Annotated in this window: 28 protein-coding genes and 1 riboswitch; of the genes, 16 read left to right on the forward strand and 12 right to left on the reverse strand. The window is 66.9% G+C overall.

The window, feature by feature from the left end; translation table 11 throughout:
- The first annotated feature begins 35 nt into the window (after window positions 1–35).
- Window positions 36–248, forward strand: coding sequence for a ParD-like family protein (locus GEV02_RS09115; RefSeq protein WP_152837721.1), 213 nt, complete (start codon window positions 36–38; stop codon window positions 246–248).
- The gene (gene map / locus GEV02_RS09120) at window positions 245–1,012 is read left to right on the forward strand and encodes a type I methionyl aminopeptidase (protein WP_152837722.1); all 768 of its coding nucleotides are present in this window, start codon (window positions 245–247) and stop codon (window positions 1,010–1,012) included. The genes GEV02_RS09115 and map overlap by 4 nt, the downstream gene beginning before the upstream one ends.
- Before the next feature lies 1 nt (window position 1,013).
- On the opposite strand, the gene cobA is transcribed toward map, so the two are convergent.
- Window positions 1,014–1,733 carry a uroporphyrinogen-III C-methyltransferase gene (cobA, locus tag GEV02_RS09125; protein ID WP_152837723.1) on the reverse strand — a complete coding sequence of 240 codons (720 nt, stop codon included), beginning with the start codon at window positions 1,731–1,733 and terminating at the stop codon, window positions 1,014–1,016.
- Window positions 1,734–1,817: 84 nt separating this feature from the next.
- Window positions 1,818–2,010, forward strand: a riboswitch (cobalamin riboswitch).
- A gap of 116 nt (window positions 2,011–2,126) precedes the next feature.
- Between cobA and GEV02_RS09130 the strand changes: the two genes are divergently transcribed.
- The 14 genes from GEV02_RS09130 to GEV02_RS09195 are packed head-to-tail and all read left to right on the forward strand — an operon-like array spanning window position 2,127 to window position 12,983.
- On the forward strand, window positions 2,127–2,810 hold the full coding sequence (locus tag GEV02_RS09130; protein ID WP_152837724.1) for an energy-coupling factor ABC transporter permease: 684 nt from the start codon (window positions 2,127–2,129) through the stop codon (window positions 2,808–2,810).
- The gene (locus GEV02_RS09135) at window positions 2,807–3,154 is read left to right on the forward strand and encodes an energy-coupling factor ABC transporter substrate-binding protein (protein WP_152837725.1); all 348 of its coding nucleotides are present in this window, start codon (window positions 2,807–2,809) and stop codon (window positions 3,152–3,154) included. Before GEV02_RS09130 ends, GEV02_RS09135 begins: the two co-directional genes overlap by 4 nt.
- On the forward strand, window positions 3,144–3,878 hold the full coding sequence (gene cbiQ, locus GEV02_RS09140; protein ID WP_217433121.1) for a cobalt ECF transporter T component CbiQ: 735 nt from the start codon (window positions 3,144–3,146) through the stop codon (window positions 3,876–3,878). The genes GEV02_RS09135 and cbiQ overlap by 11 nt, the downstream gene beginning before the upstream one ends.
- Window positions 3,875–4,732: an energy-coupling factor ABC transporter ATP-binding protein gene (locus GEV02_RS09145; protein WP_328595764.1), complete on the forward strand. Its 858-nt coding sequence runs from the start codon at window positions 3,875–3,877 to the stop codon at window positions 4,730–4,732. The genes cbiQ and GEV02_RS09145 overlap by 4 nt, the downstream gene beginning before the upstream one ends.
- A complete protein-coding gene (cobM, locus tag GEV02_RS09150; RefSeq protein WP_008443329.1) occupies window positions 4,729–5,523 on the forward strand; it encodes a precorrin-4 C(11)-methyltransferase in 795 nt (264 codons plus the stop codon). Before GEV02_RS09145 ends, cobM begins: the two co-directional genes overlap by 4 nt.
- Window positions 5,520–6,512 carry a sirohydrochlorin chelatase gene (locus GEV02_RS09155; RefSeq protein WP_152837726.1) on the forward strand — a complete coding sequence of 331 codons (993 nt, stop codon included), beginning with the start codon at window positions 5,520–5,522 and terminating at the stop codon, window positions 6,510–6,512. Before cobM ends, GEV02_RS09155 begins: the two co-directional genes overlap by 4 nt.
- Window positions 6,509–7,186 carry a precorrin-8X methylmutase gene (locus tag GEV02_RS09160; protein WP_008443337.1) on the forward strand — a complete coding sequence of 226 codons (678 nt, stop codon included), beginning with the start codon at window positions 6,509–6,511 and terminating at the stop codon, window positions 7,184–7,186. Before GEV02_RS09155 ends, GEV02_RS09160 begins: the two co-directional genes overlap by 4 nt.
- Window positions 7,183–8,373, forward strand: coding sequence for a cobalt-precorrin-5B (C(1))-methyltransferase (locus GEV02_RS09165; protein WP_152837727.1), 1,191 nt, complete (start codon window positions 7,183–7,185; stop codon window positions 8,371–8,373). Before GEV02_RS09160 ends, GEV02_RS09165 begins: the two co-directional genes overlap by 4 nt.
- Before the next feature lie 2 nt (window positions 8,374–8,375).
- On the forward strand, window positions 8,376–9,686 hold the full coding sequence (gene cbiE / locus GEV02_RS09170) for a precorrin-6y C5,15-methyltransferase (decarboxylating) subunit CbiE (protein ID WP_152837728.1): 1,311 nt from the start codon (window positions 8,376–8,378) through the stop codon (window positions 9,684–9,686).
- Window positions 9,679–10,491 (forward strand): precorrin-2 C(20)-methyltransferase, encoded by an 813-nt coding sequence (gene cobI, locus GEV02_RS09175; protein WP_152837729.1) that lies wholly within the window; start codon window positions 9,679–9,681, stop codon window positions 10,489–10,491. Before cbiE ends, cobI begins: the two co-directional genes overlap by 8 nt.
- Window positions 10,488–11,249 carry a cobalamin biosynthesis central domain-containing protein gene (locus GEV02_RS09180; protein WP_152837730.1) on the forward strand — a complete coding sequence of 254 codons (762 nt, stop codon included), beginning with the start codon at window positions 10,488–10,490 and terminating at the stop codon, window positions 11,247–11,249. The genes cobI and GEV02_RS09180 overlap by 4 nt, the downstream gene beginning before the upstream one ends.
- Window positions 11,246–11,650: a cobalamin biosynthesis protein gene (locus GEV02_RS09185; RefSeq protein ID WP_152837731.1), complete on the forward strand. Its 405-nt coding sequence runs from the start codon at window positions 11,246–11,248 to the stop codon at window positions 11,648–11,650. The genes GEV02_RS09180 and GEV02_RS09185 overlap by 4 nt, the downstream gene beginning before the upstream one ends.
- Window positions 11,647–12,639: a precorrin-3B C(17)-methyltransferase gene (gene cobJ / locus GEV02_RS09190; protein WP_152808007.1), complete on the forward strand. Its 993-nt coding sequence runs from the start codon at window positions 11,647–11,649 to the stop codon at window positions 12,637–12,639. The genes GEV02_RS09185 and cobJ overlap by 4 nt, the downstream gene beginning before the upstream one ends.
- Window positions 12,636–12,983 carry a (2Fe-2S) ferredoxin domain-containing protein gene (locus GEV02_RS09195; protein WP_008443347.1) on the forward strand — a complete coding sequence of 116 codons (348 nt, stop codon included), beginning with the start codon at window positions 12,636–12,638 and terminating at the stop codon, window positions 12,981–12,983. Before cobJ ends, GEV02_RS09195 begins: the two co-directional genes overlap by 4 nt.
- 3 nt (window positions 12,984–12,986) lie before the next feature.
- Here GEV02_RS09195 and GEV02_RS09200 read toward each other — a convergent pair whose 3' ends face one another.
- The 11 genes from GEV02_RS09200 to GEV02_RS09250 form a co-directional block, all read right to left on the reverse strand.
- A complete protein-coding gene (locus GEV02_RS09200) occupies window positions 12,987–13,721 on the reverse strand; it encodes a hypothetical protein (protein ID WP_328595765.1) in 735 nt (244 codons plus the stop codon).
- Between the two features lie 16 nt (window positions 13,722–13,737).
- Window positions 13,738–14,505, reverse strand: a complete 768-nt coding sequence (locus tag GEV02_RS09205) for a helix-turn-helix domain-containing protein (protein ID WP_152837732.1) — start codon at window positions 14,503–14,505, stop codon at window positions 13,738–13,740.
- Between the two features lie 103 nt (window positions 14,506–14,608).
- Window positions 14,609–16,141, reverse strand: a complete 1,533-nt coding sequence (locus tag GEV02_RS09210; RefSeq protein ID WP_152837733.1) for a cryptochrome/photolyase family protein — start codon at window positions 16,139–16,141, stop codon at window positions 14,609–14,611.
- Between the two features lie 2 nt (window positions 16,142–16,143).
- Window positions 16,144–16,569: a nuclear transport factor 2 family protein gene (locus GEV02_RS09215; RefSeq protein ID WP_152837734.1), complete on the reverse strand. Its 426-nt coding sequence runs from the start codon at window positions 16,567–16,569 to the stop codon at window positions 16,144–16,146.
- Complete coding sequence (locus GEV02_RS09220; RefSeq protein WP_152837735.1) at window positions 16,566–17,345, reverse strand: SDR family NAD(P)-dependent oxidoreductase; 780 nt, start codon at window positions 17,343–17,345, stop codon at window positions 16,566–16,568. Before GEV02_RS09220 ends, GEV02_RS09215 begins: the two co-directional genes overlap by 4 nt.
- A complete protein-coding gene (locus GEV02_RS09225) occupies window positions 17,333–17,866 on the reverse strand; it encodes a DUF3833 domain-containing protein (RefSeq protein WP_152837736.1) in 534 nt (177 codons plus the stop codon). The genes GEV02_RS09220 and GEV02_RS09225 overlap by 13 nt, the downstream gene beginning before the upstream one ends.
- Window positions 17,863–19,170 (reverse strand): MFS transporter, encoded by a 1,308-nt coding sequence (locus GEV02_RS09230; protein ID WP_328595766.1) that lies wholly within the window; start codon window positions 19,168–19,170, stop codon window positions 17,863–17,865. The genes GEV02_RS09225 and GEV02_RS09230 overlap by 4 nt, the downstream gene beginning before the upstream one ends.
- Window positions 19,167–19,733: a chalcone isomerase family protein gene (locus GEV02_RS09235; protein ID WP_152837737.1), complete on the reverse strand. Its 567-nt coding sequence runs from the start codon at window positions 19,731–19,733 to the stop codon at window positions 19,167–19,169. The genes GEV02_RS09230 and GEV02_RS09235 overlap by 4 nt, the downstream gene beginning before the upstream one ends.
- Window positions 19,702–20,907 carry an SAM-dependent methyltransferase gene (locus tag GEV02_RS09240; protein ID WP_152837738.1) on the reverse strand — a complete coding sequence of 402 codons (1,206 nt, stop codon included), beginning with the start codon at window positions 20,905–20,907 and terminating at the stop codon, window positions 19,702–19,704. The genes GEV02_RS09235 and GEV02_RS09240 overlap by 32 nt, the downstream gene beginning before the upstream one ends.
- Window positions 20,904–21,677 carry a DUF1365 domain-containing protein gene (locus GEV02_RS09245; RefSeq protein WP_152837739.1) on the reverse strand — a complete coding sequence of 258 codons (774 nt, stop codon included), beginning with the start codon at window positions 21,675–21,677 and terminating at the stop codon, window positions 20,904–20,906. Before GEV02_RS09245 ends, GEV02_RS09240 begins: the two co-directional genes overlap by 4 nt.
- On the reverse strand, window positions 21,674–22,954 hold the full coding sequence (locus tag GEV02_RS09250) for an NAD(P)/FAD-dependent oxidoreductase (RefSeq protein WP_152837740.1): 1,281 nt from the start codon (window positions 22,952–22,954) through the stop codon (window positions 21,674–21,676). Before GEV02_RS09250 ends, GEV02_RS09245 begins: the two co-directional genes overlap by 4 nt.
- Window positions 22,955–23,042 lie beyond the last annotated feature (88 nt).

Here is a 23,042-nt window from a genome sequence, read left to right on the forward strand (position 1 = left end):
TATAATCCATATACGTTTCGTATATAGGATAAATCATGGGCATAGTGAACATCGACGACGATCTGCACGACCAGATCCGCAAGGCCAGCACCGTAGGCTGCCGCTCCATCAACTCCCAGGCGGCCTTCTGGGTCAAGATGGGCATGCTGAGCGAAATGCATCCCACGCTGACGTTCAACGAGATCGTGGCGCGGGAGATGCGGGCCGCCGGGGTCGAGATACCGCCCTTGCGGGTGGCGGCCGCATGACCAAGCGGCCGGAAGAAATCGCCCTGATGGCGGAATCGGGCAAGCTGCTGGCGAGCGTCTTCGGCCAGCTGGACAAGCTGAACCTGATCGGCATATCGACCATGGAAGTCAACGACATGGTCGACCGCTACATCGTGAACGAACTCAAGGCGCGTCCGGCCAGCAAGGGCCAGTACGGCTACGCCTATGCGCTGAATTCCTCGCGCAACCACGTGGTGTGCCACGGCGTTCCATCGGCCGGCGACATCCTGCGGGACGGGGATATCGTGAACTTCGACATCACGCTGGAAAAGAACGGCTTCATCGCCGACTCCAGCAAGACCTACTTCGTCGGCGCCGTCTCGGCATCGGCCAAGCGACTGGTGCAAACGACCTACGAAGCCATGTGGCACGGCATCCGCGCCGTGCGTCCGGGCGCCAGGCTGGGCGACGTGGGCCACGCGATCGAGCGCCATGCGCGGCGTTCCGGCTACACGGTGGTCAAGGAATATTGCGGCCACGGCATAGGCCGCGAAATGCACGAACCGCCGCAGGTTCTGCATTGGGGCAAGCCGAAGACCGGGCTGGTGCTACAGGAAGGGATGGTGTTCACCATCGAGCCCATGCTCAACCAGGGCCGCCGCACCGTGCACACCGAAGACGACGGCTGGACCGTCGTCACCACGGATGGAAAATTGTCCGCGCAGTTCGAGCACACGGTGGCGGTGACGCGGCACGGCGTGCAGGTGCTGACGCTGCGACCCGAGGAACGGCCGCTGAACTGAATCACACCGGCTGATGCAGGCGCAGTTGCAGCGCCTCGCCTATCATCACCAGCACCGGCCCGTCCGTCGCATCCAATCCCTCGCCCAGGCCCGCCAGCGTCAGGCGCCGGATGCGCTGGTCGGCGCGACTGCAATTTTCCACCACCACCACCGGCAGATCCGGCCGGCGTCCCTCGGCCAGCAGACGGGTGGCGGTGCCGACGGCTTCACGTCCGCCCATGTATTGAACCAGCGTATCCGTCGCCGGCAGCGCTGGGTGGTCCGGCTCGCCGGGCGCGGTGCTGGAGGTGAAGAAGGCCACGCTGCGGGCCACGCCGCGCCGGGTCAGCGGCTGCTTGGTGGCGGCGGCGGCGGCCAGCGCGGTGGTGATGCCGGGTACGACTTCGACCTCGATGCCCTCGGCTTCCAGCGCGCGCAACTCCTCGTCGGCACGGCCGAACAGCATCGGATCGCCGCCCTTGAGCCGCACCACCATTTGATAGCGCTGCGCGCATTCGACCAGCTGCTGGTTGATCGCCGTCTGCGCGGTCGAGCGCTGGCCCGAGCGCTTGCCGACCGAAATCAGCTCGGCCTGCGCGCACAACGCCAGCATCTCCGGCGTCACCAGCGCGTCGTACAAAACGACCTCGGCCTGCGCCAGCAGACGCGCGCCGCGCACGGTGATCAGATCGGCCGCGCCCGGTCCCGCTCCGATCAAATAGACTTTTCCCAGCGCTGCCATTGCTATCCTTTGAGTGATGTTCCAGGGCGAATGATACCGGCTACGGCACGGTTTGGGTTTCGCTTGGCACGCTATGGGGCCTAGTGTAAGATGCGACGCTTGGGTGCGCCGAATCCCTGCGGGGATAGGCGTTAAACGGGAAACCGGTTCAATTCCGGTGCAGCCCCCGCTGCTGTAAGCCAGACGACTCCGTCATCACGTCACTGCCGTAACACGCGGGAAGACACGGAGAAGGATGAAGGCGAGCCAGAATACCGGCCCAAAAAGTCCAGCACCATTCTCCGGGGTAAGGGGAAGCCGCTGTCGACCGGCTTTCCGTCCCCGCTGCTGTCGACCGTCCTCTCCTGCCCCTGTCCTTGGTGTCCATATCGCCCATTCGACGGGAGGTTTCGAATGCACATCATGGAAGGCTTTTTGCCGCCAGCGCACGCGCTCGGCTGGGCAGCCGTTTCCTTACCTTTTCTGGCCTGGGGCTTGCGCGCCATCGGCCGCGACCTGCAAGCACATCCCGAGCGGCGCATGCTGCTGGGCGTGGCTGCGGCCTTCGCCTTCCTGCTGTCGGCGCTCAAGCTGCCATCGGTGACGGGCAGTTGTTCGCACCCCACCGGCGTCGGGCTGGGCGCCGCCTTGTTCGGCCCCGCCGCGATGGTGCCGGTGGGCTTTGTCGTGCTGCTGTTCCAGGCGCTGCTGATGGCGCACGGCGGCCTGACCACGCTGGGCGCCAACGTGTTCTCGATGGCCATCGTCGGGCCGTTCGTCTCCTACGGCGTGCTGCGCGCCGTGTCGGCGCTGGGCCTGTCGCGCTCCGTGGCGGTGTTCCTGGCCGCCAGCCTCGGCGACCTGGCGACGTACGTGACCACCTCGGCGCAACTGGCGCTGGCGTTTCCTGCTGCGGCGGGCGGCTTCGGCGTATCGTTCTTCAAGTTTGCCGGCATCTTCGCACTGACGCAGGTGCCTATCGCCATCAGCGAAGGCTTGCTGACGGTGCTGGTGGTGAACGCCATGGTGCGCTTCAACGCCCACGAACTGCGCGCGCTGCCGGTGATGCGCTTGGGCGCGCGGAAGGAAGGCGCATGAAGGCCCGTACCTGTTTGCTATGGCTGGCGATCATATTGCTGACAGTGCTGCCGCTATGGCTGGTGAGCGCGCCGCCGGCGGCACCCGGCGCTGAAGCACCCGCGATCTTTGCCGGCGCCGACGACCGCGCACAGCGGGCCATCGGCGATATCGCGCCCGGCTACCAGCCGTGGTTCGCGCCGGTCTTCTCTCCGGCCAGCCCGGAAATCGCCTCGCTGCTGTTCGCGCTGCAAGCGGCCATCGGCGCCGGCGTGATCGGCTTCTGGCTTGGCCTGTCCATCGCCCGCGAACGCGCGCGCCGGGACGCTGCTGCCGTATCGTCCCAGGATCGCCGTGCTGATTGAGGCGTCGGCGTACGCGAGCCGCTGGCGCGATGTGGCGCCGTCGGCCAAGGCGTGGTTTGCGCTGGCCGGCATCGTCGCGGCTTGGCTGGCGCGCAGTCCCGCCGCACTGGGCGCACTGGCGGCGCTGCTGATGCTGGCCGCGTTGTGCGGCGCGCGCGTGAACCCGCGCGCCTACCTGCAAGTGGCGCTGCCGCCGCTCGGCTTCCTGCTGCTGTCCTGCCTGACCATGCTGGTCGGCCCCGACGCCCATGGCCACTGGGGCCTGACCACCGCCATGCTGCCGACCATAGAACATACCGCCCTGCGCTCGCTCGCCATGCTGGCCGCGCTGCTCGGCCTCGTGCTGACCACGCCGTTGCCGGACCTGCTTAACCTGCTGCGGCGCCTGCGCACGCCCGAGCTGCTGCTCGACTTGATGGTGCTGTGCTACCGCATGCTGTTCGTCATGCGCCAGGCCTGGGACGAAAGCATCACCGCGCAGAGCGCGCGCCTCGGCTATCGCAACTTGCGCCAGGCATGGCGCTCCACCGGCCTGCTGGCGGGCCAGATGGCGGTGCAGGTGTGGCAACGCGCCGCCGCGCTGCAAATGGCCGCCGACGCCCGCGCCTACCAGGGCACGCTGCGCTTCCTGCCCGCCTTCTATCCGCTGGCGCGGCGCCAGCAGGCGTGGGCCGCGCTGGCCGGCACGCTGATGCTGGCGATCGCCGTGGGAGATCGTCTGTGAGCACGCCGCAACTGGAACTGCAAACCGTCGACCACATCTACCCGGACGGCAGCACCGGCCTGCGCGACTGCACGCTGGCGCTGCAACGTGGCCGCCGCTACGCGCTGCTGGGCGCCAACGGCGCCGGCAAGACCACCGTGCTGCAACACCTGAACGGCTTGCTGCGCCCGACCGCCGGCACGCTGCGCGTCGACGGCCAACCGTTCGACTACAGCCGCCAGGGACTCACCGCGCTGCGCAGTCGCGTAGGCCTGGTGTTCCAGAACCCGGATCGCCAACTGTTCTCCGCACTGGTCGAAGAAGACGTTTCCTTCGGCCCCCTGAACCTAGGCCTGGACGCCGCCGAAGTGCGCGCCCGTGTCGCCGCCGCGCTGGACGCCGTCGGCCTGCGCGGCCATGCGCGCCGCGCCGTGCACCAACTGAGCTTCGGCCAGAAGAAGCGCGTCTGCATTGCCGGCGTGCTGGCGATGGAACCGGACGTGCTGCTGCTGGACGAACCCATGGCGGGCCTGGACGCCCCCATGCAAACCGAATTGGCCGCACTGCTGGACCGCCTCGCCGCGCGCGGCGTGACAGTACTTCTGTCCACCCACGACATCGACTTCGCGCTGCGCTGGGCCGACGACATCCACGTGATGGCGGCCGGCCGCTGCATCGCCTCCGGCTCCGCACAGCAACTGGCGACACAGACCGACATGCTGCGCGCAGCAGGCCAGCGTCCGCCGGCCGCCTTGGCGCTGCACGCGGAACTGGTCGCCCTCGGCGTGCTGCCGCAAGGTCCCGCGCCACGCAGCGTCGACGCGCTGCTGGACGCGCTGCGCGCACTACAACCATCAGGAGCAATTAACGCATGACCGGCATGACCACCTTCGGAAAAATCTGGTTCGTAGGCGCAGGCCCCGGCGACCCGGAACTCATCACAGTCAAAGGCCAGAAGCTGCTGTCGCAAGCGGGCGCGGTGCTGTTCGCCGGTTCGCTGGTCGACCACGCCGTGACGCTGTACGCGCCGCCCGGCTGCGCCATCCGCGACTCCAAGGACATGACGCTGGAAGAGATGACCGCCTGGCTGATCGAGCAGGCGCGCAGCCACGCCACCGTGGTGCGCCTGCAAACCGGCGACCCCGCGCTGTACGGCGCGCTGATCGAGCTGGCGCGCCCATTGAGCGACGCCGGCATCGAGTGGTCGGTGGTACCGGGCGTATCGTCCGCGATGGCCTCGATGGCGGCGGCAGGCGAATCCATGACGCTGCCGGAAGTGACGCAGACCGTCATCCTCACGCGCGTCGAAGGCCGCACGCCGATGCCGGACGGCGAAGACCTCGCCAGCCTGGCCGCGCACCGCACCACGATCTGCATCTTCCTGTCGATCACCTTGATGCACAAGGTGGAAACCGCGCTGCGCAGCGCCGGCTGGGCCGAAGACTCGCCGATGCTGGTGGTGCACAAGGCCAGCTGGCCGGGCGAACAGAAAATCGTCCGCGGCACTCTGGCGGATATCAAACAGCGATGCCGGGAGGCCGGTATCGCAAGCCAGGCGATGATCGTCGCCAGCCCCACGTTGGGCGCGCTGCACTGGGAAACCCTGGCGCGCTCCAAATTGTATGACCCAACCTTCACCCATCGTTTCAGAAAGGCGAGCGCATGAATCCAGTACCCCACGAGACGATCCTGATTGTCGGCCACGGCTCCCGCGAGGACTCCGGCAACCAGGAGATACGCGAATTTACGGAGCAATGGCGCGCGCGCCGTCCGGACTGGCGCATCGAATTGTGCTTCATCGAATTCGCGCCGCCCGAAATGAACGCCGCCTTGCTGAGCGCAGCGCGCAGCTCGCGCCGCGTGCTGGTGGTGCCGCTGATCCTGAACGCGGCCGGCCACGTCAAGATGGAGATACCGGAAGCGATCGAGCAGGTACGCGCGGCCTGTCCGCAGACCGAGATCATGCTGGCGCCGCACCTGACGGCTTGCGATCCTATCCTGGCGATCCTGAAGCGCCGCCTGCGCAAGGGCATGAACGCGCTGGACATGCCAGATCCGACCACCACCGGCGTGGTGGTGCTGGGACGCGGCTCGTCCGATCGTGGCGCCAATGGCGAAATGGCCAAGATGGCGCGCTGGCTGCTGGAAGAGGGCGACCACGAACTGATCGACCTGGCGTTCACCGGCATCACCTGGCCGCGCCTGGAGAAAGTGGTTCAGCGCCAGGTGTTGCTAGGCATGCGCCAGGTCGTGGTGCTGCCGTACTACCTGTACACCGGCACACTGATGCAGCGCATACACCGCCAGGTGGAGCATCTGCGCGGCCAGTATCCGCAGGTGCGTTTTTTCTGCGGCGAGCATTTCGGCTTTGAGGCGGAAATCTTCGAGCTGATGGACCAGCGCGTGGAAGACCTGCGCGCCGGCGTGCCCGATAGCCGCCTGCCTTGCGACGGTTGCAGCTATCGCGAGATCGCGCATGACCTGGGCCACGGCCATTCGCACGCGCACACGCACGACCACGCAGCTGCGCCGGCGCACGATCACGGGCATGAACATGGGCATGAGCACGGACATGAGCATGGACACGACCATGCACATGACCACGACCACGGCCACCCGCACGAGCACGTCCACCACGAGGGCCAGCCAGCATGAGCACCGTGAACACCGTCACCGAGCAGCTGACGCGCGCCGGCCAGGTCATTGAGCACGACAGCTTCGCCATCATCGACGCCGAAGTCGGCCCGCACGCCTACACCGAAGCCCAATGGCCCATCGTGCGCCGCATGATTCACGCCAACGCGGACTTCGACTTCAACGGCCTGACCGACTTCCATACAGATGCCGTGGAAGCCGGCATCAACGCCATGCTGGCCGGCGGCACGCCGGTCGTGGCGGATGTCGAGATGATCTGCTCCGGCCTGTCGCAACCGCGCCTGGGCCACTTCGGCATGAAGACCCACCAGTTCATCAGCGACGCCGACGTCATCGAAACGGCCAAGGCCGAAGACACCACCCGCGCCGTGCAGGCGATGCGCAAGGCGCACCGACTCGGCTTGCTGGACCGGGCCATCGTCGGCATCGGCAACGCGCCCACCGCGCTGATCGAACTGGTACGCCTGATCCGCGAGGAAGGCGCGCGTCCCGCACTGGTGGTCGGCATGCCGGTAGGTTTCGTCTCCGCCGCCGAATCCAAGGACTTGATGGCCACGCTGAACGACGTGCCGTGGATCGTCATCCGTGGCCGCAAAGGCGGCTCGACGCTGGTGGTGGCCACCCTGCACGCGCTGCTGTCGCTGGCCGAAGCCCGTCAAAAGGCCCAGCCATGAAGGAAAAAACGGCTGCCGAACGTGGCACCCGTACCGGCTTCACCACCGGCGCCTGTGCCGCCGCCGCCGCCCGCGCGGCGGTGCTGGGCCTCGCCCACGGCCAGGTGCCGGAAGAAATCGAAAGCCTGCTGCCCAACGGCAGCCGGGTGCGTTTTGCCATCCACGACGGCCGCTGCGGGCCGGATCACGCGCACGCGATGGTCATCAAATTCGCCGGCGACGACCCGGACTGCACCGACGGCGCCCACATGACGGTCGACCTGCGCCGGCTGCCGGGCGAAGCCGGCGTGGTGTCGTACGTGGCGGGCGATGGCGTCGGTACTGTCACCATGAAGGGCCTGGGCCTGGAAGTGGGCGGGCCGGCAATCAACCCGGTCCCGCGCCGCAACATCGCCGACAACCTGCGCGAAGCCGCGCCCGCGCTGCTGGCCGAAGACGGCATCGAAGTCACCATCAGCGTGCCGGACGGCCAGGTGATGGCTAAGAAGACCACCAACGCCCGCCTGGGTGTCCTGGGCGGCATCAGCATTCTCGGCACCACCGGCATCGTCAAGCCGTATTCGACGGCCGCCTGGCGCGCCAGCGTGGTGCAGGGCATACAGGTAGCTGCCACCGCCGGCTACGACATGGTCGCACTGACCACGGGCGGCCGCAGCGAAACCTTCGCCATGACCGCCTTGCGCGCCGAGCGCCCCGAGCTGCCGTCCGCCTGCTTCGTGCAGATGGGCGACTTCCTGCGCTACGCGCTCGATGAAGTGGTGGCGCAAGGCATAGGCCTGGTGGTGCTGGCGCTGATGGTCGGCAAACTGACCAAGATCGCGCAAGGCGAAACCATCACCCACGCCAACCGCAGCGAAGTCGATACCGACCTGGTGGCCGAGATCGCGCGCCGCATCGGCGCCACGCCGGAAGACTGCGCCGCGATGGCCGCCGCCGAAACCGCGCGCTTCGGCGCGGAGCTGATGGTCGAACGCGGCCTCGGCGACGCCTTCCACCAGGCGCTGGCGCAAGCCGCCATCGATACCCTGACCGCGCCCGACCGCTATGGCCGCGCCTTCCAGATACGCGTGCTGGTGTGCGATTTCAGCGGGGTGCAAGTGGCCGACGTCTGGTCGGCGCCGGCCGAACCGCACGAACGCCCGGCCAGCGCCGGCCGCACCGGCATCGACCACTTACCGGAATCCTGACTATGGAAATACAAGACCCCAATCCCTGCCGCGTGATCGGTGTGCTCGACGATGGCATCGCCAGCTTGAACCAGACCGCGCTGGCCTTGCTGCGCAGCGCAGACGTGATCGTCGGCGGCACGCGCACGCTGGCCTTGCTGGCGCCCGAGTTCAAGCCCGGCGCCGTGCGCCACGACCTCACAGGCAAACTGAAAGAAGTGCCGGAATGGGTGCGCGCCGCACGCGCCGACCATTTGTCCTGCGTGGTGCTGGCGACCGGCGATCCGCTGTGCCACGGCATCGCGCCGTATCTCGCACAGCATCTGTGCGTGCAGGCGCTGGACATCCTGCCCAACCTGTCGACGCTGCAATTGGCTTGTGCGCGCATCGGCCTGGCGTGGCAGGACGCGCGCATCGTCTCGGTGCACGCCAAGGATGCAGGCGAATGGCAGCGCGGCAGTGTGCCCGCCCATGGCCTGTATGCGCTGGCGCAGGCCACGCGTCAGCATGCGCGCCTGCTGGTGCTGACCAGCCCTGACAACAGCCCCGATCGGATCGCGCGCCTGCTGCTGGCCGAAGGACTGGGCGACGACTTCCTGATGGCGGTGGCGGAAAACCTGCTGCAACCGGAAGAACGCGTGGTGGCGGAACTGACGCCGCAACAGGCATCCGAGATGCGCTTCGCCGCGCTCAACGTGGTGCTGCTGTGGCGCGTGACGCCGGCAGCGCGGCCGGTGCGTTTCGGCCTGGCCGATGCGCAGTTCGTGCAGCGGCAGCCGGAGAAGGGTTTGATTACCAAGCAGGAAGTGCGCGCGGTCAGCCTGGCGCGCCTGCAACTGCGGGCGGACAGCGTGGTGTGGGACATCGGCGCCGGTTCCGGTTCGGTGGGCCTGGAGGCGGCGCGGCTTTGCCCGCAAGGCCACGTCTACGCCACGGAAAAAAACGAGGCGGATTTCGCCATCGCGGGACAGAACCACGCCAACTTCGGCGTCAGCAACTACAGCCTGTTCCTCGGCAAAGCGCCGGAGGGACTCGACGCCTGGCCGGATCCGGACGCGGTCTTCGTCGGCGGCTCCGGCGGTGAGCTGGCGACGCTGATCGGCGGTGTGATGTCGCGCCTGCGTCCCGGCGGCGCGCTGGTGATGAACTTCGTCACGCTGGAAAACCTGGCCACCGCCACCGCCACGCTGCAAGCGCTGGAAGGCGTCGACTGGGATGTGCTGCAACTGCAAGCGGCGCGCAGCAAACCTATCCTGCACATGCACCGCATGGCGGCGGAAAACCCGGTGTGGATCGTCTGCGCGCGCCGCGCCGAGGAGGCACGCGATGAGTGAGCATATCCATATCCAGCCAGGCACCTTGTGGGGCATTTCTCTCGGTCCCGGCGATCCAGGCCTGATCACGCGCGCCGCGTGGGAAGCGCTGCAACGCCGCGATACGATCTGGGTCTACCCGGCGCGCAGCGGCAAGACGCCCAGCTACGCCTTCGACATCGTGCAGCGCGCCGGCGCGACGCCGCCCGAGCAGCACACGCAGTTGCTGTTCCCGATGACGCACGACGGCGAAAAACTCGGCCGCGCATGGCTCAAGGCCGCCGACACGGTGCTGCCATGGCTGCGCGCCGGCCGCGACGTGCTGTTCCTGGTCGAAGGCGACGCCAGCACCTACGCCACCTTCGGCCACCTGGCCCGCACGGTGAACGCGCTGGACCCCGGCGTGCCGGTGCAGATCATCGCCGGCGTCAACGCCTTCACCGCCGCCTGCGCGCAAGTGCCGGTGCCGTTCGCCGAGCAGGATGACACGGTCGCCATCGTGCCCGCAGCGTACGGCGTCAGCGCGGTCGAACGCCTGCTGCCCGACTTCGACACGCTGGTGCTGATGAAGGTGAAGCCGTTGATGGATGAGCTGATCGACTGGCTCGAACGGCGCGAGCTGCTGGCAGGCTCGCACTTCATCGAACGCGTGGGCGCACCCGACGAACGCCGCTTCAGCGGCAACGACATCCTGGCACTGCGCGGCACCAAGGTCAGCTACCTGTCGCTGCTGATCGTCAAACACGGACACCGCATACGCGGCGAACGCATCAAAGGCTGCCTGAAGAAAGACAGCCCTCAACCCCAAGTCACGGAGACCGCATGAGCAGCGCACCTATCACCACCGAAGCACCACGCGTATGCCTGGTCGCCATCACCAAGCACGGCGCCGCGCAGGCCGCGCGCCTGGCCGCCGATCTGCCGGAAGCAGACATCTGCACCTCGGCCAAATTCGCCGCCGTGTTTGCGGAAGCCAGCAACACCGTGCGCGCCTACGACGGCGCATTGCGCGACGAGATAGGCCCGTTGTTCGCCGGCTACGACCAGATCATCTTCTTCGTTTCGCTGGGCGCCGTGGTGCGCCTGATCGCGCCCCACCTGCGCAGCAAGGATGAAGACCCGGGCATCATCGTCGTCGACGACGCCGGCCAGTATGTGATTCCGGTGCTGTCCGGCCACGTCGGCGGCGCCAACGAGTGGAGCGAGCGGGTCGCCGACCTGCTGGGCGCCGCGCCCGTGCTGACCACCGCGTCCGACGTCGGCCGCACGATACCGGTCGATATCCTGGGCCGCCACCTGGGCTGGAAAGTGGAAGCGCCCAAGATCAACATCACGCGCGTGTCCGCCCATGTGGTCAACGGCGAACCGATCGCCTTTGTGCAGGAAGCGGGCAGCCCGGACTGGTGGACCCGTCCCACCCCGGTGCCGGACAACATCCACCGCTTTGCGCGCTTCGACGACGTGCCGCTGGACCGCTACGCGGCGCTGCTGTGGGTCACGCACGCCGACGTGACGGCCGAGCGCTGGGATGCGCTGACCGAGCGCCTGGTGGTCTACCGCCCGCCGCTGGATAACGCGGCATGACGCAATACACCGTGGGCCTCGGCTGCGACCGTGGCGTGCTGCTGGAGACGCTGCGCGAAGCCGTGCAGGCGGCGCTGGCCGACGCCGGCGCGCATGCCGGGCAAGTGGTGGCCGCCGCCAGCATCACGCTGAAGCGGGACGAGGCGGCGCTGCTGGCATTGGCGGCGGAACTCGGCTGGCCGCTGCATTTCTACGAGGCGCAGCAGCTGGCCGCCGTGGAAGTGCCGCACCCGTCCGAAACCGTGCGCCGCTACACCGGCACGCCGTCGGTGAGCGAAGCGGCGGCGCTGCTGGCCGCCGGACCGGATACGCCGATGACCGCGCTGGTCGTCGAAAAACATAAACTCAAAGGCGCAGATGGCCGCAATGCCACCGTCTCCATCGCAAGGAAACAACCATGAACGAAGCATACGTCCCGACCGCCGGCAAGATCATGCTGGTGGGCATAGGCCCCGGCAGCGTCGACCACATGACCAAGCGCGCGCGCGACGCCATCGCCGAAGCCGACGTGGTGATCGGCTACGTCACCTACATCAAGCTGGTGGCGGATCTGCTCGAAGGCAAGGAAATCATCCGCAAGTCGATGACCGAAGAGCTGGACCGCGCCGTCAGCGCACTGGAGGCTGCGCGCGCCGGCAAGAAGGTGGCGCTGATTTCGTCGGGCGACGCCGGCGTGTACGGCATGGCCGGGCCGACCTTCGAAGTGCTGTTCCAGTCCGGCTGGACGCCGGACGATCCGGTGCAGGTCGAGATCATTCCCGGCGCCTCGGCGCTGAACAGCTGCGCGGCGCTGGTCGGCGCTCCGCTGACGCACGACTTCTGCGCGATCTCGCTGTCCGACCTGCTGACGCCGTGGCCGACCATCGCCCGCCGCCTGGACGCGGTGGCGATGGCCGATTTCGTCGTCGCGCTGTACAACCCGAAGAGCGGCCGCCGCACGCGCCAGATCCTGGAAGCGCAGCGCCTGTTCCTGCGCCATCGCCGTCCGGATACGCCGGTGGCCATCGTCAAGAGCGGCTACCGCCGCCGCCAGAACATCGTCTTCACCACGCTGGATTCGATGGCGGACGCGGATATCGGCATGCTCAGCACCGTCCTGATCGGCAATAGCAATACCTTCGTGCGCCATGGCCTGATGGTCACGCCGCGTGGCTACGCCAACAAGTACGACATGGAAGAGGGCGGCGCCACGCGTGAGGGGGAGCGTGCGGGCCGTTCGCTGTCCACCGGCCTGCTGGGCTGGCTGGAAACGCTGCAGGCCGAGCACGCGGCCGGCGACAGCATCGAGACGCTGGCGGCACGCCATCGCCTGCCGGCCGACTACATCCGCGACACCTTGAACGAGCCGGTGGAAGCCGAAGCCGCCGCCAGCGAGGAGGCCGAAGCATGAGTGAAGCCGTCGTCAAGCCGAAGATCGGCAATTACCACCGCCACCTGCTGATCTGCACCGGCCCGCGTTGCAGCGAAGACGGCGCGTCGCAGCTGCTGTTCGACAGCCTGGGCGGCAAGTTCAAGGCCGCCGGGCTCGATGCGGGCGAACTGCGCGTCAAGCGCAGCCGCGTCGGTTGTTTCGCCGCCTGCAAGGGCGGCCCCATCGTCTGCGTGCAGCCGGATGGCACCTGGTACTACAACGTCACGCCGGAGAACATGGATCGCATCATCGATGACCACCTGTGCAACGGCAAACGGGTGGAGGAACTGGTGTTCCACCAGGCTGGCGCAGAGGATCAGTAAGCCTTATTCCTTCGAGGTCGGCGAGATGGTCTTGCTGACCTTGCCGGCTTCGTCCAGCATCTGAATCTCGGCCTTGCCGTCCGCGCTGACCAGCAGCATCATGCGGACCCGGCCTTGCGCATCATTCAGTTGCAGGGACGAGCCCTTGTCGCGCGTATTGCCCAGCCAGATGCGGTTGTTGCTCAGGCGGCCCTGATCGCTCAGCTTCTGCCAATACGCTTCCTGATCGGCCTTGGGCAGCTTTCTCGCCGCCTCGCGGAAGCGGCTGTGGTCCTCCAGCGACGTCACCGTGTACAGCGGAACGTCGTTGATCTTGATGCCGGTAGTTTGATGGGTCGCGCTGTCGTTGTTCATCAATTGCAGGGCCTGGTCCTGGCGGAAGCGGTCGAAGGTCAGCGACAGGCCGGACGAGATCTTGCCATCGGCGGCAATGCTGCCTTTCTGGATCAAGCCGCCATTTTCCGTGCCTTCCTCGTTGATGAACAACATGCCGGCAAAGCTGCTGCGGTCCGGGCGGGCGCCTTCCTTGCCCTGCATGAAATCGCCAGGGAACTGCGCCTTGTTCGAAATGACGATGCGCTTGGTGCCGTCCGGTTCGACGATATTGATGCGGCCGACCGTGATCTCGTCGAACTTCTCATGCCTGATCGGCTCCCTGGCCCCGGTCAGGAAAAACACTGCGGCCAGCGCGCTGGCCATCGTCGTTGCACCCGTCAAAAATGTTCTGATTTGCGACACGCTACTTCTCCTCTGGTTATTTCAACTCGTTATTAATCGCCGCGCTTGCCTTGCGCATCCGCCACTCGACAAAACAGATCAGCACGCTGCAAAACGCCAGCAGTCCGCCCAGGTATTGCAACACCCGGTTGAGCGGCGAACGCGCATGGCGCGTGTTGATCAGTTCGAACTTGCGCTTGCCGTTCTCGACGTTCTCGAAGAACACGCTGCCCCGGTCCTCCGGGAACTCGACCGTCGCCAGCCGGACCCGGTCGGCTTCGAACGCGGCCAGCAATCTGGCGTGTTCTTCGGCGCTGATCGTGTTCGCGGCGAGCTTCAGGTTCTGGATCTCTTTGAACTGGTCAAAGATGTTGTCTGACTCATTTTTCAGCAGCACGCCTTTGGATACGTACTTGTACTGCATGTTGGAAGAGAAAATGCCGTCGTTGGCCGCCAGCATCAGTGCGAACCCGAGGGCGCCGGCGGCGGCGGCGCTGAACAGCCATTTCCTGGCGTCGTGAACGCGCTGGGTGACGGTGCCGTTCAAGAACTGGCTAACTTCCGGTATATGGCGCAGCGAGGTTTGCAGCGCCTGCTTGTTGATACCGCCCAGGAACTCCTTGGCGTCGAGTTCGAGGGCGGCGACGATGGCGCTGAACATCTCGGCCGAGGGCTGGGATTTATCGTTTTCCAGCTTGGACAGGTAGGACTGCTCGATGCCGATCGCAGCCGACATCTGCGGCTGCGTGAGATTTCTTTCCGTTCTGATTTGCTTGAGTCGTTCGCCAAAATTCATCGGGGACATGCCTTTCTTCCAAGAGAATGGGCATATTCTTGCGGATTCCACAATGAATTAGAAGATGAATATCGGCGAATACCGGTGAATATTGCGTTTTGAGCCTCGATTCCTACAGCGTGGCCAGGTTGGCGCGGGTCGCGGCGGCCTGCTCCTGCAGGGCCTGCCGGTCGGCGTCACCCATGCGGCGTAGCTGCTGATAGACCATGCCGAGGCGGTGGTTGTTGCCCAGCCGCTTGTCATTGCGCAGAAAAAAATCCCAGTACAGCGCGTTGTAGGGACAGGCGCGTTCGCCGATGCGTTGTTTCTTTTGGTAGTGACAGCCTTTGCAATAATCGCTCATGCGGTCGATATAGGCGGCGCTGGAAACATAGGGTTTGGTCGCCAGCAGGCCGCCATCGGCGTACTGGCTCATGCCCAGCGTGTTCGGCAATTCCACCCATTCGAAGGCGTCGATGTAGATGCCCAGATACCATTGATGCAGCTCCTGCGGCGACAGCCCCGCCAGCAGGGAAAAATTGCCGATGACCATAAGCCGGTTGATATGGTGGCTGTGTGCGTGCTCCAGCGACTGGCCGATGGCCGCCGCCACGCAGCGCATGCGCGTGTCCCCGCTCCAGAACCAGTGCGGCAGCGCGGTCGTGTGGCCGAAGGTGTTGAGCTGGTCGTAGCCCGGCATGCGGTGCCAGTAGACGCCGCGCACGTATTCGCGCCAGCCAAGTATCTGCCGGATGTAACCCTCGGCCGATGCCAGCGGCACGGCGCCGTCGCGCCAGGCGGCTTCGACCCGTTCGACCACGGTGCGCGGATCGAGCATCTTGGTGTTCATCGCGAACGACAGCAGCGAGTGGAACAGCCGCCAGGCGCGCACGCTCATCGCGTCCTGGTAGCGGCCGAAATGGGGCAAGGCGTGCTGCACGAAGCTGTCCAGTTGCAGCAGCGCCTCCTCGCGGTTGAGCGGCCACGCGAAATCACCGGCCTGCGGAGCGCCGAAGGTGCGCACGCCTGCCGCTTCGATGGTTTGCCATAGCGCGCTGTGGTCGTGGCGCGGACGCGGATCGGCCGGTTCCCACGGCACGCCCGGCCAGGCTTCGCGGTTGTCGTGGTCGAAATTCCATTGGCCGCCGGTCGGACTTCCAGTCTCCGAGACCAGCACGCCGTGCCGCTGGCGCATGTGACGGTAGAACGGTTCCATGACCCAGGCGGCGCGGCCTTCGAAAAAGTCGGCGGCCCCGCGGCGGGCGGTGTAGAAGTGCTCGCTGTCGTCCATCTGCGTGGCGATGTCGAGGCCGGCGGCGTAGGCGGCGAGTTGCCGGTCCAGCCGCCATTCGTCCGGCGCCTGCCAGGCAAAACTGTCGGCCCCGTAGTGCGCCAGCAGAAAGTCCAGGTTGGCGGGCAGGGACTGGCGGTTGTCGCGGTCGTCGATGGTCAGGTAGTGCACGCGGTGGCCGGCCTCGCGCAGCCGGCGCGCCAGGTCGCGCATGGCGGCAAAGATGGCGATCACCTTTTGCGCGTGGTGCAGCACGTAATCGGTCTCCTGGCGCACTTCCATCAGCACGAACACCACGTCCTGGCGTGGCCGGGCAAACCAGCTGTGGCCGCAATTGAGCTGGTCGCCGAGGATCAGCTTGAGCGTTGTGCTCATGCTCAGTCCGGCATCGGAACGCGGAAGCGGCTGCGCAGCCAGCGGATCGGCGCGCCGATCAGGGGCAGCTTGGCCAGCAATTCCTCGGCGGCGTCCCAGTAGTCGCGGTGGACCACCACCAGGCCGTCCTGGTTGAAGCGCAGATGGCTGCCGCCGGCGATCTGATACGGCACGCCGCGCAGCCGGAACACAAACAGCCAGGTGACAAACGCCTGGTCGCCCTGCACGATGCGCTCGCCGATGACGAAGCGCGGCTCCTCGGTGTGGACAAACATGTGGCGGAAGATCGCCTCGATGGCGGCAACGCCGCGCACGTCGTTGAAGGGGTCGCGAAACTGCGCATCGGCTGCGTAGAATTCGCCGGCCCGCGCAACGGTGTGCGGCGTCAGCGTGGCATACCAGGCCAACAGGGGTTCGGGATCGGTCATTGCGGTATCAGGAAGTGGGTGATCAGGGCAAAACGCCAGCGGTACGGCAGCCAGCGCAGCAGTTTGAGTATCAGTGTAAATCGTTTCGGAAAGTGGATTTCGAACAGGCCGGCGGCGAAGCCGCGCCGTATGGCCTTGGCCGCCGCCTGCGGTGTCTGCAACGCCGGCATGGCGAACTGGTTCTGCGCGGTCAGCGGCGTCTGCACAAAGCCGGGATTGATCAGATAGACGTCCAGCCCGCGTGGCCGCAAGTCGGTGTACAGCAGTTCCGCCAAATTGATCAGCGCGGCTTTGCTGGGTCCGTACACGCTGGCATTGGGCAGGCCGACGTAGCCGGCCACGCTGGCGACGATGGCGATGCCGCCGCTGCCGCGCGCCAGCATGGCGGGCAGCACCGTGGCCAATCCCGTGTAGACGCTGCCCAGGTTCACGGCCAGCGTGTGGGCGGCGCCGTCCGGGCTGACATCCCAGCTGCGCTCGGGGTGGTAGGCGGCGGCGCAGAACACGATCAGGTCGACGCCGCCGGCCTGGTCGCAGATATACTGGTAGCGCTCGGCCCATGCATCCTGGTCCAGGATATCGAAGGGCGCGACGATGGCTTGCGGGTGCCTGGCGGCGACACCTTGCAGCAGCTCGGCGCGGCGGGCCGACAGCGCCACCCGCGCCCCCGCCAGCAGCAGTTCCTGGGCCAGCGCGGCGCCGATGCCGCTGGAGGCGCCGACCAGCCACACGCGCCGGCCGGCCCACGTCGTGATCGTCCGGTTCAGGGGCCGCATGCGCGCCTCCGGAACATCAATGTGACTTGCCCCAGCTCGATGCCGAACTTGGCCATGCTGGCGCGGTTGATCATCGTGCAATCGTCGATCAGGAACATCCAGTCGTCGAAGGCCATCTCGTAGGTGCTGCCGTCGACCGGCAGCAGCAGCGTGTATTGCCAGCGCAGCGCATTGCCGGCCAGTTCGCCCTGCGCCTCGCCCTTGACGTCGTCGGCGCGTCCGCGCCAGCGGCCGTCTGCTGCGCGCGTCAGGCGCCATACGCGGCGCTGGGTGCTGCCGTCGTCGTAGCGAAACTGTTCGTCGAGCGTCAGTGCGCCGTCGGTGCTGGTGCCGGTGATGACGACGTGGAAGCGTTTTTGCACCGCGCCGCCGCGCCGCTGGAACATGCCCCAGGCATCGGTGGTGCCGGTGAAGTAGGCGGCCAGGTCGAGTGCGGGCTGTTGCGCCTTGTATTGCTGGACGTCGGGGCCGGCGCAGCCGGCGAGCAAGGCCAGCAGCAGGCCGCAGAACAAGGTTTTCATGGTGAACTCCAGTAGCGTACGACGGGCATGGATGCCGGATGGAAGCGCCACAGCGCGGCCATCGCCAGCAGTTTGAGCAGGCAAGGAACGGCGGCGTAGACCAGCGCCAGCGCGGCGCCGCCGGCCACGCCGGGCTTGTATCCAAGCGCGGCCAGCAGCGGCAGCGCCAGGCCGGACAAGGCCAGCGCCAGCTTGCCCAGCAGCGTCAGCACGCCGTAGTAGGCGCCGGCCGCTTCGCCGGTTCCGATCAGCTCAGCCAGCAGCACCGGCGGCATGGCCAGGTCAGCGCCCAACGCCGCGCCGGCGGCGATGCAGACGGCAAAGTAGGGCAGCACGTCGCCCTCGCCCAGCAGGCCGGCGCCGGCAAAGCTGGCGATGGCCAGCGCCATGCCGATACGCCAGCACGGCAGTACGCCGATGCGGCGGGCCAGCGCGGTCCACAGCGGCAGGCCGCAGGCCGCGGCAATGAAATAGCAGCCGAGGAAGGCGCCGGCCAGCGGCGCCGCGTGCAAGCGGTCGCGGATGAAGAACAGCGCCAGCGTCGCCGGCAGCGACACCGAACAGGCATTGAGGAAATACGGCGCCAGCAAACGCAGGAAGGCGCGGTTCGACGCCATGCGCCGCAGCGTGCTGCGCCACCCGCCGGCGCGTTCGGTGACGGCGGGCCACGCGGGCGCCAGTTTCAGCAGCGCCAGCAAAGCCGCCAGCAGCAGCGCGGCAAACGCCAGGCTGTAGAGCGCCATGCGGGCCGGGATGCGTTCGGCGTCGCCGCTCATGATGGTGGCGGGGATCACGCTGGCGACGATCATGCCGACCAACCCCGCGCCCTCGCGCCAGGCGGCGGCCGGCAGCAGGGCGCTGTCGCGCTGCGTGCCGCCGCCGTTCAGGCGCGCGCCCCACGTCAGGTAGGCGATGTTCAACATGCTGTGCGCGCTGTAAGCCAGCACCAGCATGGCGCCCAGCCAGACGGCCGCGGCCAAGTTGCCAGCCGGCGGCTGCCACAGGCCCGCGAAAGCCAGCGCGAGCACGGCGCCGCCCAGCGCCAGCCAGCGTCCGATGCCGTTGCGCAGGCGGTCGATGATGTGGCCTTGCAGCGGGTCTTGCAAGGTGTCGAGCAGGCGCGCGGCAAACAGCACCCAACCCAACTGCGCCAGCGGAACGCCGCGCAACATGCTGTAGTACGCCCCCACCTGCACGTACACGGGCAGCGCGGCCATGGCCAACGGCAGGCCGAGCAGGCCGTAGGCGGCCAGGCGCCACCAGTGCGGATGGCCAACGGCCGGCTGCGCGGCGACGGGTGTCACTGTGGAGCTCCCATCAGTTTGCGGCGCAAGTCTTGGTCGCGGGTCCGCTCGTCTAGCCAGATGCCGAAGAAGGCGCGCGCCAGCCGCAGGTCGTCGATATCCGCCAGCAGGCGCTGCTGGTTGTAGAAGCGCATGCCGTGGCCGGGCACATACACGCCGGTCAATTCTTCGCCGGGCTCGACATCGGTGAAGGCGCGGTTCAGCGACTTGTCCCATTGCGCCAGCGTGGCCGCATCGATGGCGGCGCCGTTCAGGCGCTGGATTTCGTCCAGGCTGGTCTGCACCAGGCGCTGGCGGCTGATGCTGCGGTAGTAGTGCAGTTGCAGCGCGAACGCGCGCTCGGGCTGGAATGGCCGCTGCTCCGCCCACAGCGTGGCGCGGTAGATGCGAAAGCCCAGCCAGCGCAGTTCGCCGTCGCCCAGCGCCTCGGCGCGGGGCAGCTCGTCGCGCCAGCTGGCGGCACCGCACAGGCCACTCGCTAAAAAGCAGCACAGCAGAACCCCTTGCAGGGCCAGCCGCAGCCAGGCGGGTTCAGGCTTTTTGCAGCAGGAATTGGACAACATCGGTGCGTCCCTCGTCAAAGGCGGCCTCGCAGTAGGCGAAGTACATCTGCCAGATGCGCAGGAAGTGCTCGTCGAAGCCCTGGCCAGCGATCTGCTGGTGGACGTTGCGGCACCGGGCATCCCAGCGGCGCAGCGTCTCCGCATAGTCGCGGCCGAAAGCGTGGCGCGCCAACGGATGCAGGCCGCAGCGGGCCGCCTGCCGTTCGAAGCGCTCGACACTGGGCAACATACCGCCGGGGAAAATGTACTGCTGGATGAAATCGGCGCTGCTGCGGTAGCGCGGGAAATACTGTTCGCCGATGGTGATCGACTGCACCAGCGCCTGCCCGCCAGCCTTCAGCCGGGCCGCGACGGTGTGGAAATACTGCGGCCAGTATTGCTCGCCGACCGCCTCGAACATTTCAATCGACACCACGGCGTCGTATTCGCCCCGCAGGTCGCGGTAATCGCATAGCTCCAACCGCACCCGGTCCTGCAGTCCCTGCGCCTGCACGCGGCGTTGCGCCACTTCCAGCTGCGACGGCGAAATCGTCACGCCGTGCACGTGGATGCCCTGCTGCGCGGCCTGCTCGGCGAAGCCGCCCCAGCCGCAGCCGATTTCCAGCACGCGCTGGCCCGGCTTCAGTTGCAGCGTGTCGATGATGCGCTGGTATTTGCGCTGCTGCGCGTCTTGCAGCGACAGGCTGTAGTCGCCGTCGAACAGCGCGCTGGAATAGGTCCAGCTGGGATCGAGCCACAGCTGGTAGAAATCGTTGCCGATGTCGTAGTGGGCGTGGATATTGCGCTGGCTGCCCTTGCGGGTATTGGGCCGCAGCCAGTGCCGCAGCCGGTACCAGCAACGCGCCAGCACGCCGCCGAACACCAGCTGGTCCAGCGACGCTTCGTTGCGCAGCGCCAGGCGCAGCAGCGCGGTCAGGTCGGGCGTGGCTATCCATCCGGCTGCGTAGGCCTCGGCAAAGCCGATGTCGCCCGCGCGCAGGATGCGCTGGCAGGCGCGCCAGTCGTGCAGTTGCAGCGTGGCGCCGGTGGGCGCGTGGGCGTCGCCGAACACCATGCGGGTATTGCAGGGCGTGATCAGCTCCAGGTGGCCGTGACGGATATTGTTGAGCAGCGCCAGGAACATGCGCGCGCCGACGGGGGCCGACAGCGTGGCGGTGGATAAGGTGCGGTTCATCGGGCAGTCTCCTGGTGCACGGTGGTGTGATGGGCGGGGGCGGGCGGCTTGCTGAAAAACGGGACGCGCTTCAGCCAGAGCCTGAGCGCCTGCCAGTGAATGCGGAACACGATGCCCAGCCCCAGCAGCGGATAGCGCAGCAGCGCGCCGGCCACGGCGCGGTCGGTCATGGGTGCGGGACGGCCGCTGAGCGCGGTGCGCAACAGCAGGCCATCGCTGTCGTAATAGTCGAGGCCGGTGCAGTGGCTGGCGCCACCGAGGCGGAAGCGGAAACGGTAGTGCCCTGCAACCTCGCAGAACGGCGACACATGCATCTGCTTGTCGGCGCGGGCGGTGCCGGCACCAGCTGTCGGAGCGACGCGCATCAGGTAGCGGTGGCTTTCGCCGAAGGTGTTGTTGACCTCGGCCAGCACGGCGCACAGCCCGCCGTCGGCGTCGTGGCAGTGCCAGAAGCTGACGGGATTGAATGCGTAGCCGGCAACGCGGGGAAAAGTTTGCAGCCAGATCTCGCCATCGGCGGCGATATGGTGTTCGCGCAGCAGCGCGCGCATCCATTGTTCCAGGCTGGAGCCGTCGCGCGGGCCGTAGTCGCGGCGGCGGATCGACAGCGGCCGCCAGCGGTCCACGCCGAACCAGCGCGAATTGCAGGCGTCCAGCCGGGCCAGGTTCAGGCGCACATAGAACAGCGGATAGACGAAACGGTGCGGCGCCGGGCGCAGGCGCGCGTGCATCACCTGGCCGTGCACCAGCTGGGCAGCGGGCGGCTTCATGGCAGCGTGGTCCATGCGGGCGCGGCGTCGAAGGCCGCCGCGATGCGCAGCGCCGATTTCAAGCCATCCTCGTGGAAGCCGTAGCCGGTCCAGGCGCCGGCGTACCAGATGCCGTCGTTGCCCTGTATCTGCGCCAGTTGCTGCTGCGCGCGGACGGCGGCCTGATCCATGATCGGATGGTCGTATTCGAACCTGGCCAGCAGCGTGCCAGCGGCGGGCGGCGTGTAGGGATTGAGCGTGACGACGACCGGCGTCGCGAATGGCAGCGCCTGCAGCTGGTTCAGCCAGTAACTCACGCATACGGGACGCTGTCCGGCCGACTGCGCGCCAGAAAGATAGTTCCAGGCGGCCCAGACCTTGCGCCGGCGCGGCATCAGTTTCACGTCCGTGTGCAGGTAGGCGGTGTTGGGCTGGTAGCGTACGCCGCCGAGAATAGCGCGCTCGGCCTCGCCGGCATTGAGCAGCAGCGACAGCGTGGTCGGCGCGTGGGTGGCGAACACCACGTCGTCGAAGGCTTCGGTGCCGGCGGCGGTGGAGACCAGCAGCTTGCCGCCCTCGCGCAGCACCGCGCGCACGGGCGTGTTCAGGCGGCAGTCCGGCAGCACGGCGGCGATCTTCTCGACATAATGGCGCGCGCCGCCCGCCACTGTGCGCCATTGCGGACGGTTGTTGACCTGCAGCAGCGCATGGTTCAGGCAAAAGCGCAGAAAGGTCGCCGCAGGGAATTTCAGGATGTCGTTCGGCGAACTGGACCAGATGGCGGCGGCCATCGGCAGCAGGTAGGCGTCGCGGAAGCGCGCGCCGTAGCGCTGTTGCTGGAGCAGCTGCCCCAGCGTCAGGTCGTCCCGGCTGGACAATTGCAGGAAGCGCTCGGCGTTGCGGTTGAAATGCAGGATATCCCACAGCATGCGCAGGAAGGACGGCGAGCCGATGTTGGCGAGCTGCGCGAACACGGTGGCCAGGCTGGTGCCCGCCCACTCCAGCGCGCCGTCGTCCATCGACACGGCGAACGACATGTCGCTGGCGTTGCTGGCCACGTCCAGTTCGTCGAACAGGGCCACCAGGTTGGGGTAGGTGCGCTCGTTGTACACCAGGAAGCCGGTGTCGACGCCGTGGGTATGTCCCTCCAGCGTGACCTCGACGGTGTTGGTATGGCCGCCGAGATAGCCGGCCGCCTCGAACAGCACGACATCGTGCTTGCGGCTGAGGAAATAGGCGCTGGCCAGGCCGGAGATGCCTGAACCGATAATGGCGATACGTTTGCGTGGCAGATTCATGTCGTTGGGATGGTTATTTTGACCGCCTTGTGTACCGGCGTGCTAATATTACTACCACCACACAACAAAAGCTACTGATTAGTAGCGT

Source organism: Rugamonas aquatica, from assembly GCF_009380215.1.
Classification (GTDB): domain Bacteria; phylum Pseudomonadota; class Gammaproteobacteria; order Burkholderiales; family Burkholderiaceae_D; genus Rugamonas; species Rugamonas aquatica_B.

What these genes read in the sequence shown, in the direction of transcription:
- GEV02_RS09115 (WP_152837721.1), top strand. Translation starts at nt 36, where the DNA reads ATGGGCATAGTGAACATCGACGACGATCTGCACGACCAGATCCGCAAG.
- map (WP_152837722.1), top strand. Translation starts at nt 245, where the DNA reads ATGACCAAGCGGCCGGAAGAAATCGCCCTGATGGCGGAATCGGGCAAG.
- cobA (WP_152837723.1), bottom strand. Translation starts at nt 1,733, where the DNA reads ATGGCAGCGCTGGGAAAAGTCTATTTGATCGGAGCGGGACCGGGCGCG.
- GEV02_RS09130 (WP_152837724.1), top strand. Translation starts at nt 2,127, where the DNA reads ATGCACATCATGGAAGGCTTTTTGCCGCCAGCGCACGCGCTCGGCTGG.
- GEV02_RS09135 (WP_152837725.1), top strand. Translation starts at nt 2,807, where the DNA reads ATGAAGGCCCGTACCTGTTTGCTATGGCTGGCGATCATATTGCTGACA.
- cobM (WP_008443329.1), top strand. Translation starts at nt 4,729, where the DNA reads ATGACCGGCATGACCACCTTCGGAAAAATCTGGTTCGTAGGCGCAGGC.
- GEV02_RS09155 (WP_152837726.1), top strand. Translation starts at nt 5,520, where the DNA reads ATGAATCCAGTACCCCACGAGACGATCCTGATTGTCGGCCACGGCTCC.
- GEV02_RS09160 (WP_008443337.1), top strand. Translation starts at nt 6,509, where the DNA reads ATGAGCACCGTGAACACCGTCACCGAGCAGCTGACGCGCGCCGGCCAG.
- GEV02_RS09165 (WP_152837727.1), top strand. Translation starts at nt 7,183, where the DNA reads ATGAAGGAAAAAACGGCTGCCGAACGTGGCACCCGTACCGGCTTCACC.
- cbiE (WP_152837728.1), top strand. Translation starts at nt 8,376, where the DNA reads ATGGAAATACAAGACCCCAATCCCTGCCGCGTGATCGGTGTGCTCGAC.
- cobI (WP_152837729.1), top strand. Translation starts at nt 9,679, where the DNA reads ATGAGTGAGCATATCCATATCCAGCCAGGCACCTTGTGGGGCATTTCT.
- GEV02_RS09180 (WP_152837730.1), top strand. Translation starts at nt 10,488, where the DNA reads ATGAGCAGCGCACCTATCACCACCGAAGCACCACGCGTATGCCTGGTC.
- GEV02_RS09185 (WP_152837731.1), top strand. Translation starts at nt 11,246, where the DNA reads ATGACGCAATACACCGTGGGCCTCGGCTGCGACCGTGGCGTGCTGCTG.
- cobJ (WP_152808007.1), top strand. Translation starts at nt 11,647, where the DNA reads ATGAACGAAGCATACGTCCCGACCGCCGGCAAGATCATGCTGGTGGGC.
- GEV02_RS09195 (WP_008443347.1), top strand. Translation starts at nt 12,636, where the DNA reads ATGAGTGAAGCCGTCGTCAAGCCGAAGATCGGCAATTACCACCGCCAC.
- GEV02_RS09205 (WP_152837732.1), bottom strand. Translation starts at nt 14,505, where the DNA reads ATGTCCCCGATGAATTTTGGCGAACGACTCAAGCAAATCAGAACGGAA.
- GEV02_RS09210 (WP_152837733.1), bottom strand. Translation starts at nt 16,141, where the DNA reads ATGAGCACAACGCTCAAGCTGATCCTCGGCGACCAGCTCAATTGCGGC.
- GEV02_RS09215 (WP_152837734.1), bottom strand. Translation starts at nt 16,569, where the DNA reads ATGACCGATCCCGAACCCCTGTTGGCCTGGTATGCCACGCTGACGCCG.
- GEV02_RS09220 (WP_152837735.1), bottom strand. Translation starts at nt 17,345, where the DNA reads ATGCGGCCCCTGAACCGGACGATCACGACGTGGGCCGGCCGGCGCGTG.
- GEV02_RS09225 (WP_152837736.1), bottom strand. Translation starts at nt 17,866, where the DNA reads ATGAAAACCTTGTTCTGCGGCCTGCTGCTGGCCTTGCTCGCCGGCTGC.
- GEV02_RS09235 (WP_152837737.1), bottom strand. Translation starts at nt 19,733, where the DNA reads ATGTTGTCCAATTCCTGCTGCAAAAAGCCTGAACCCGCCTGGCTGCGG.
- GEV02_RS09240 (WP_152837738.1), bottom strand. Translation starts at nt 20,907, where the DNA reads ATGAACCGCACCTTATCCACCGCCACGCTGTCGGCCCCCGTCGGCGCG.
- GEV02_RS09245 (WP_152837739.1), bottom strand. Translation starts at nt 21,677, where the DNA reads ATGAAGCCGCCCGCTGCCCAGCTGGTGCACGGCCAGGTGATGCACGCG.
- GEV02_RS09250 (WP_152837740.1), bottom strand. Translation starts at nt 22,954, where the DNA reads ATGAATCTGCCACGCAAACGTATCGCCATTATCGGTTCAGGCATCTCC.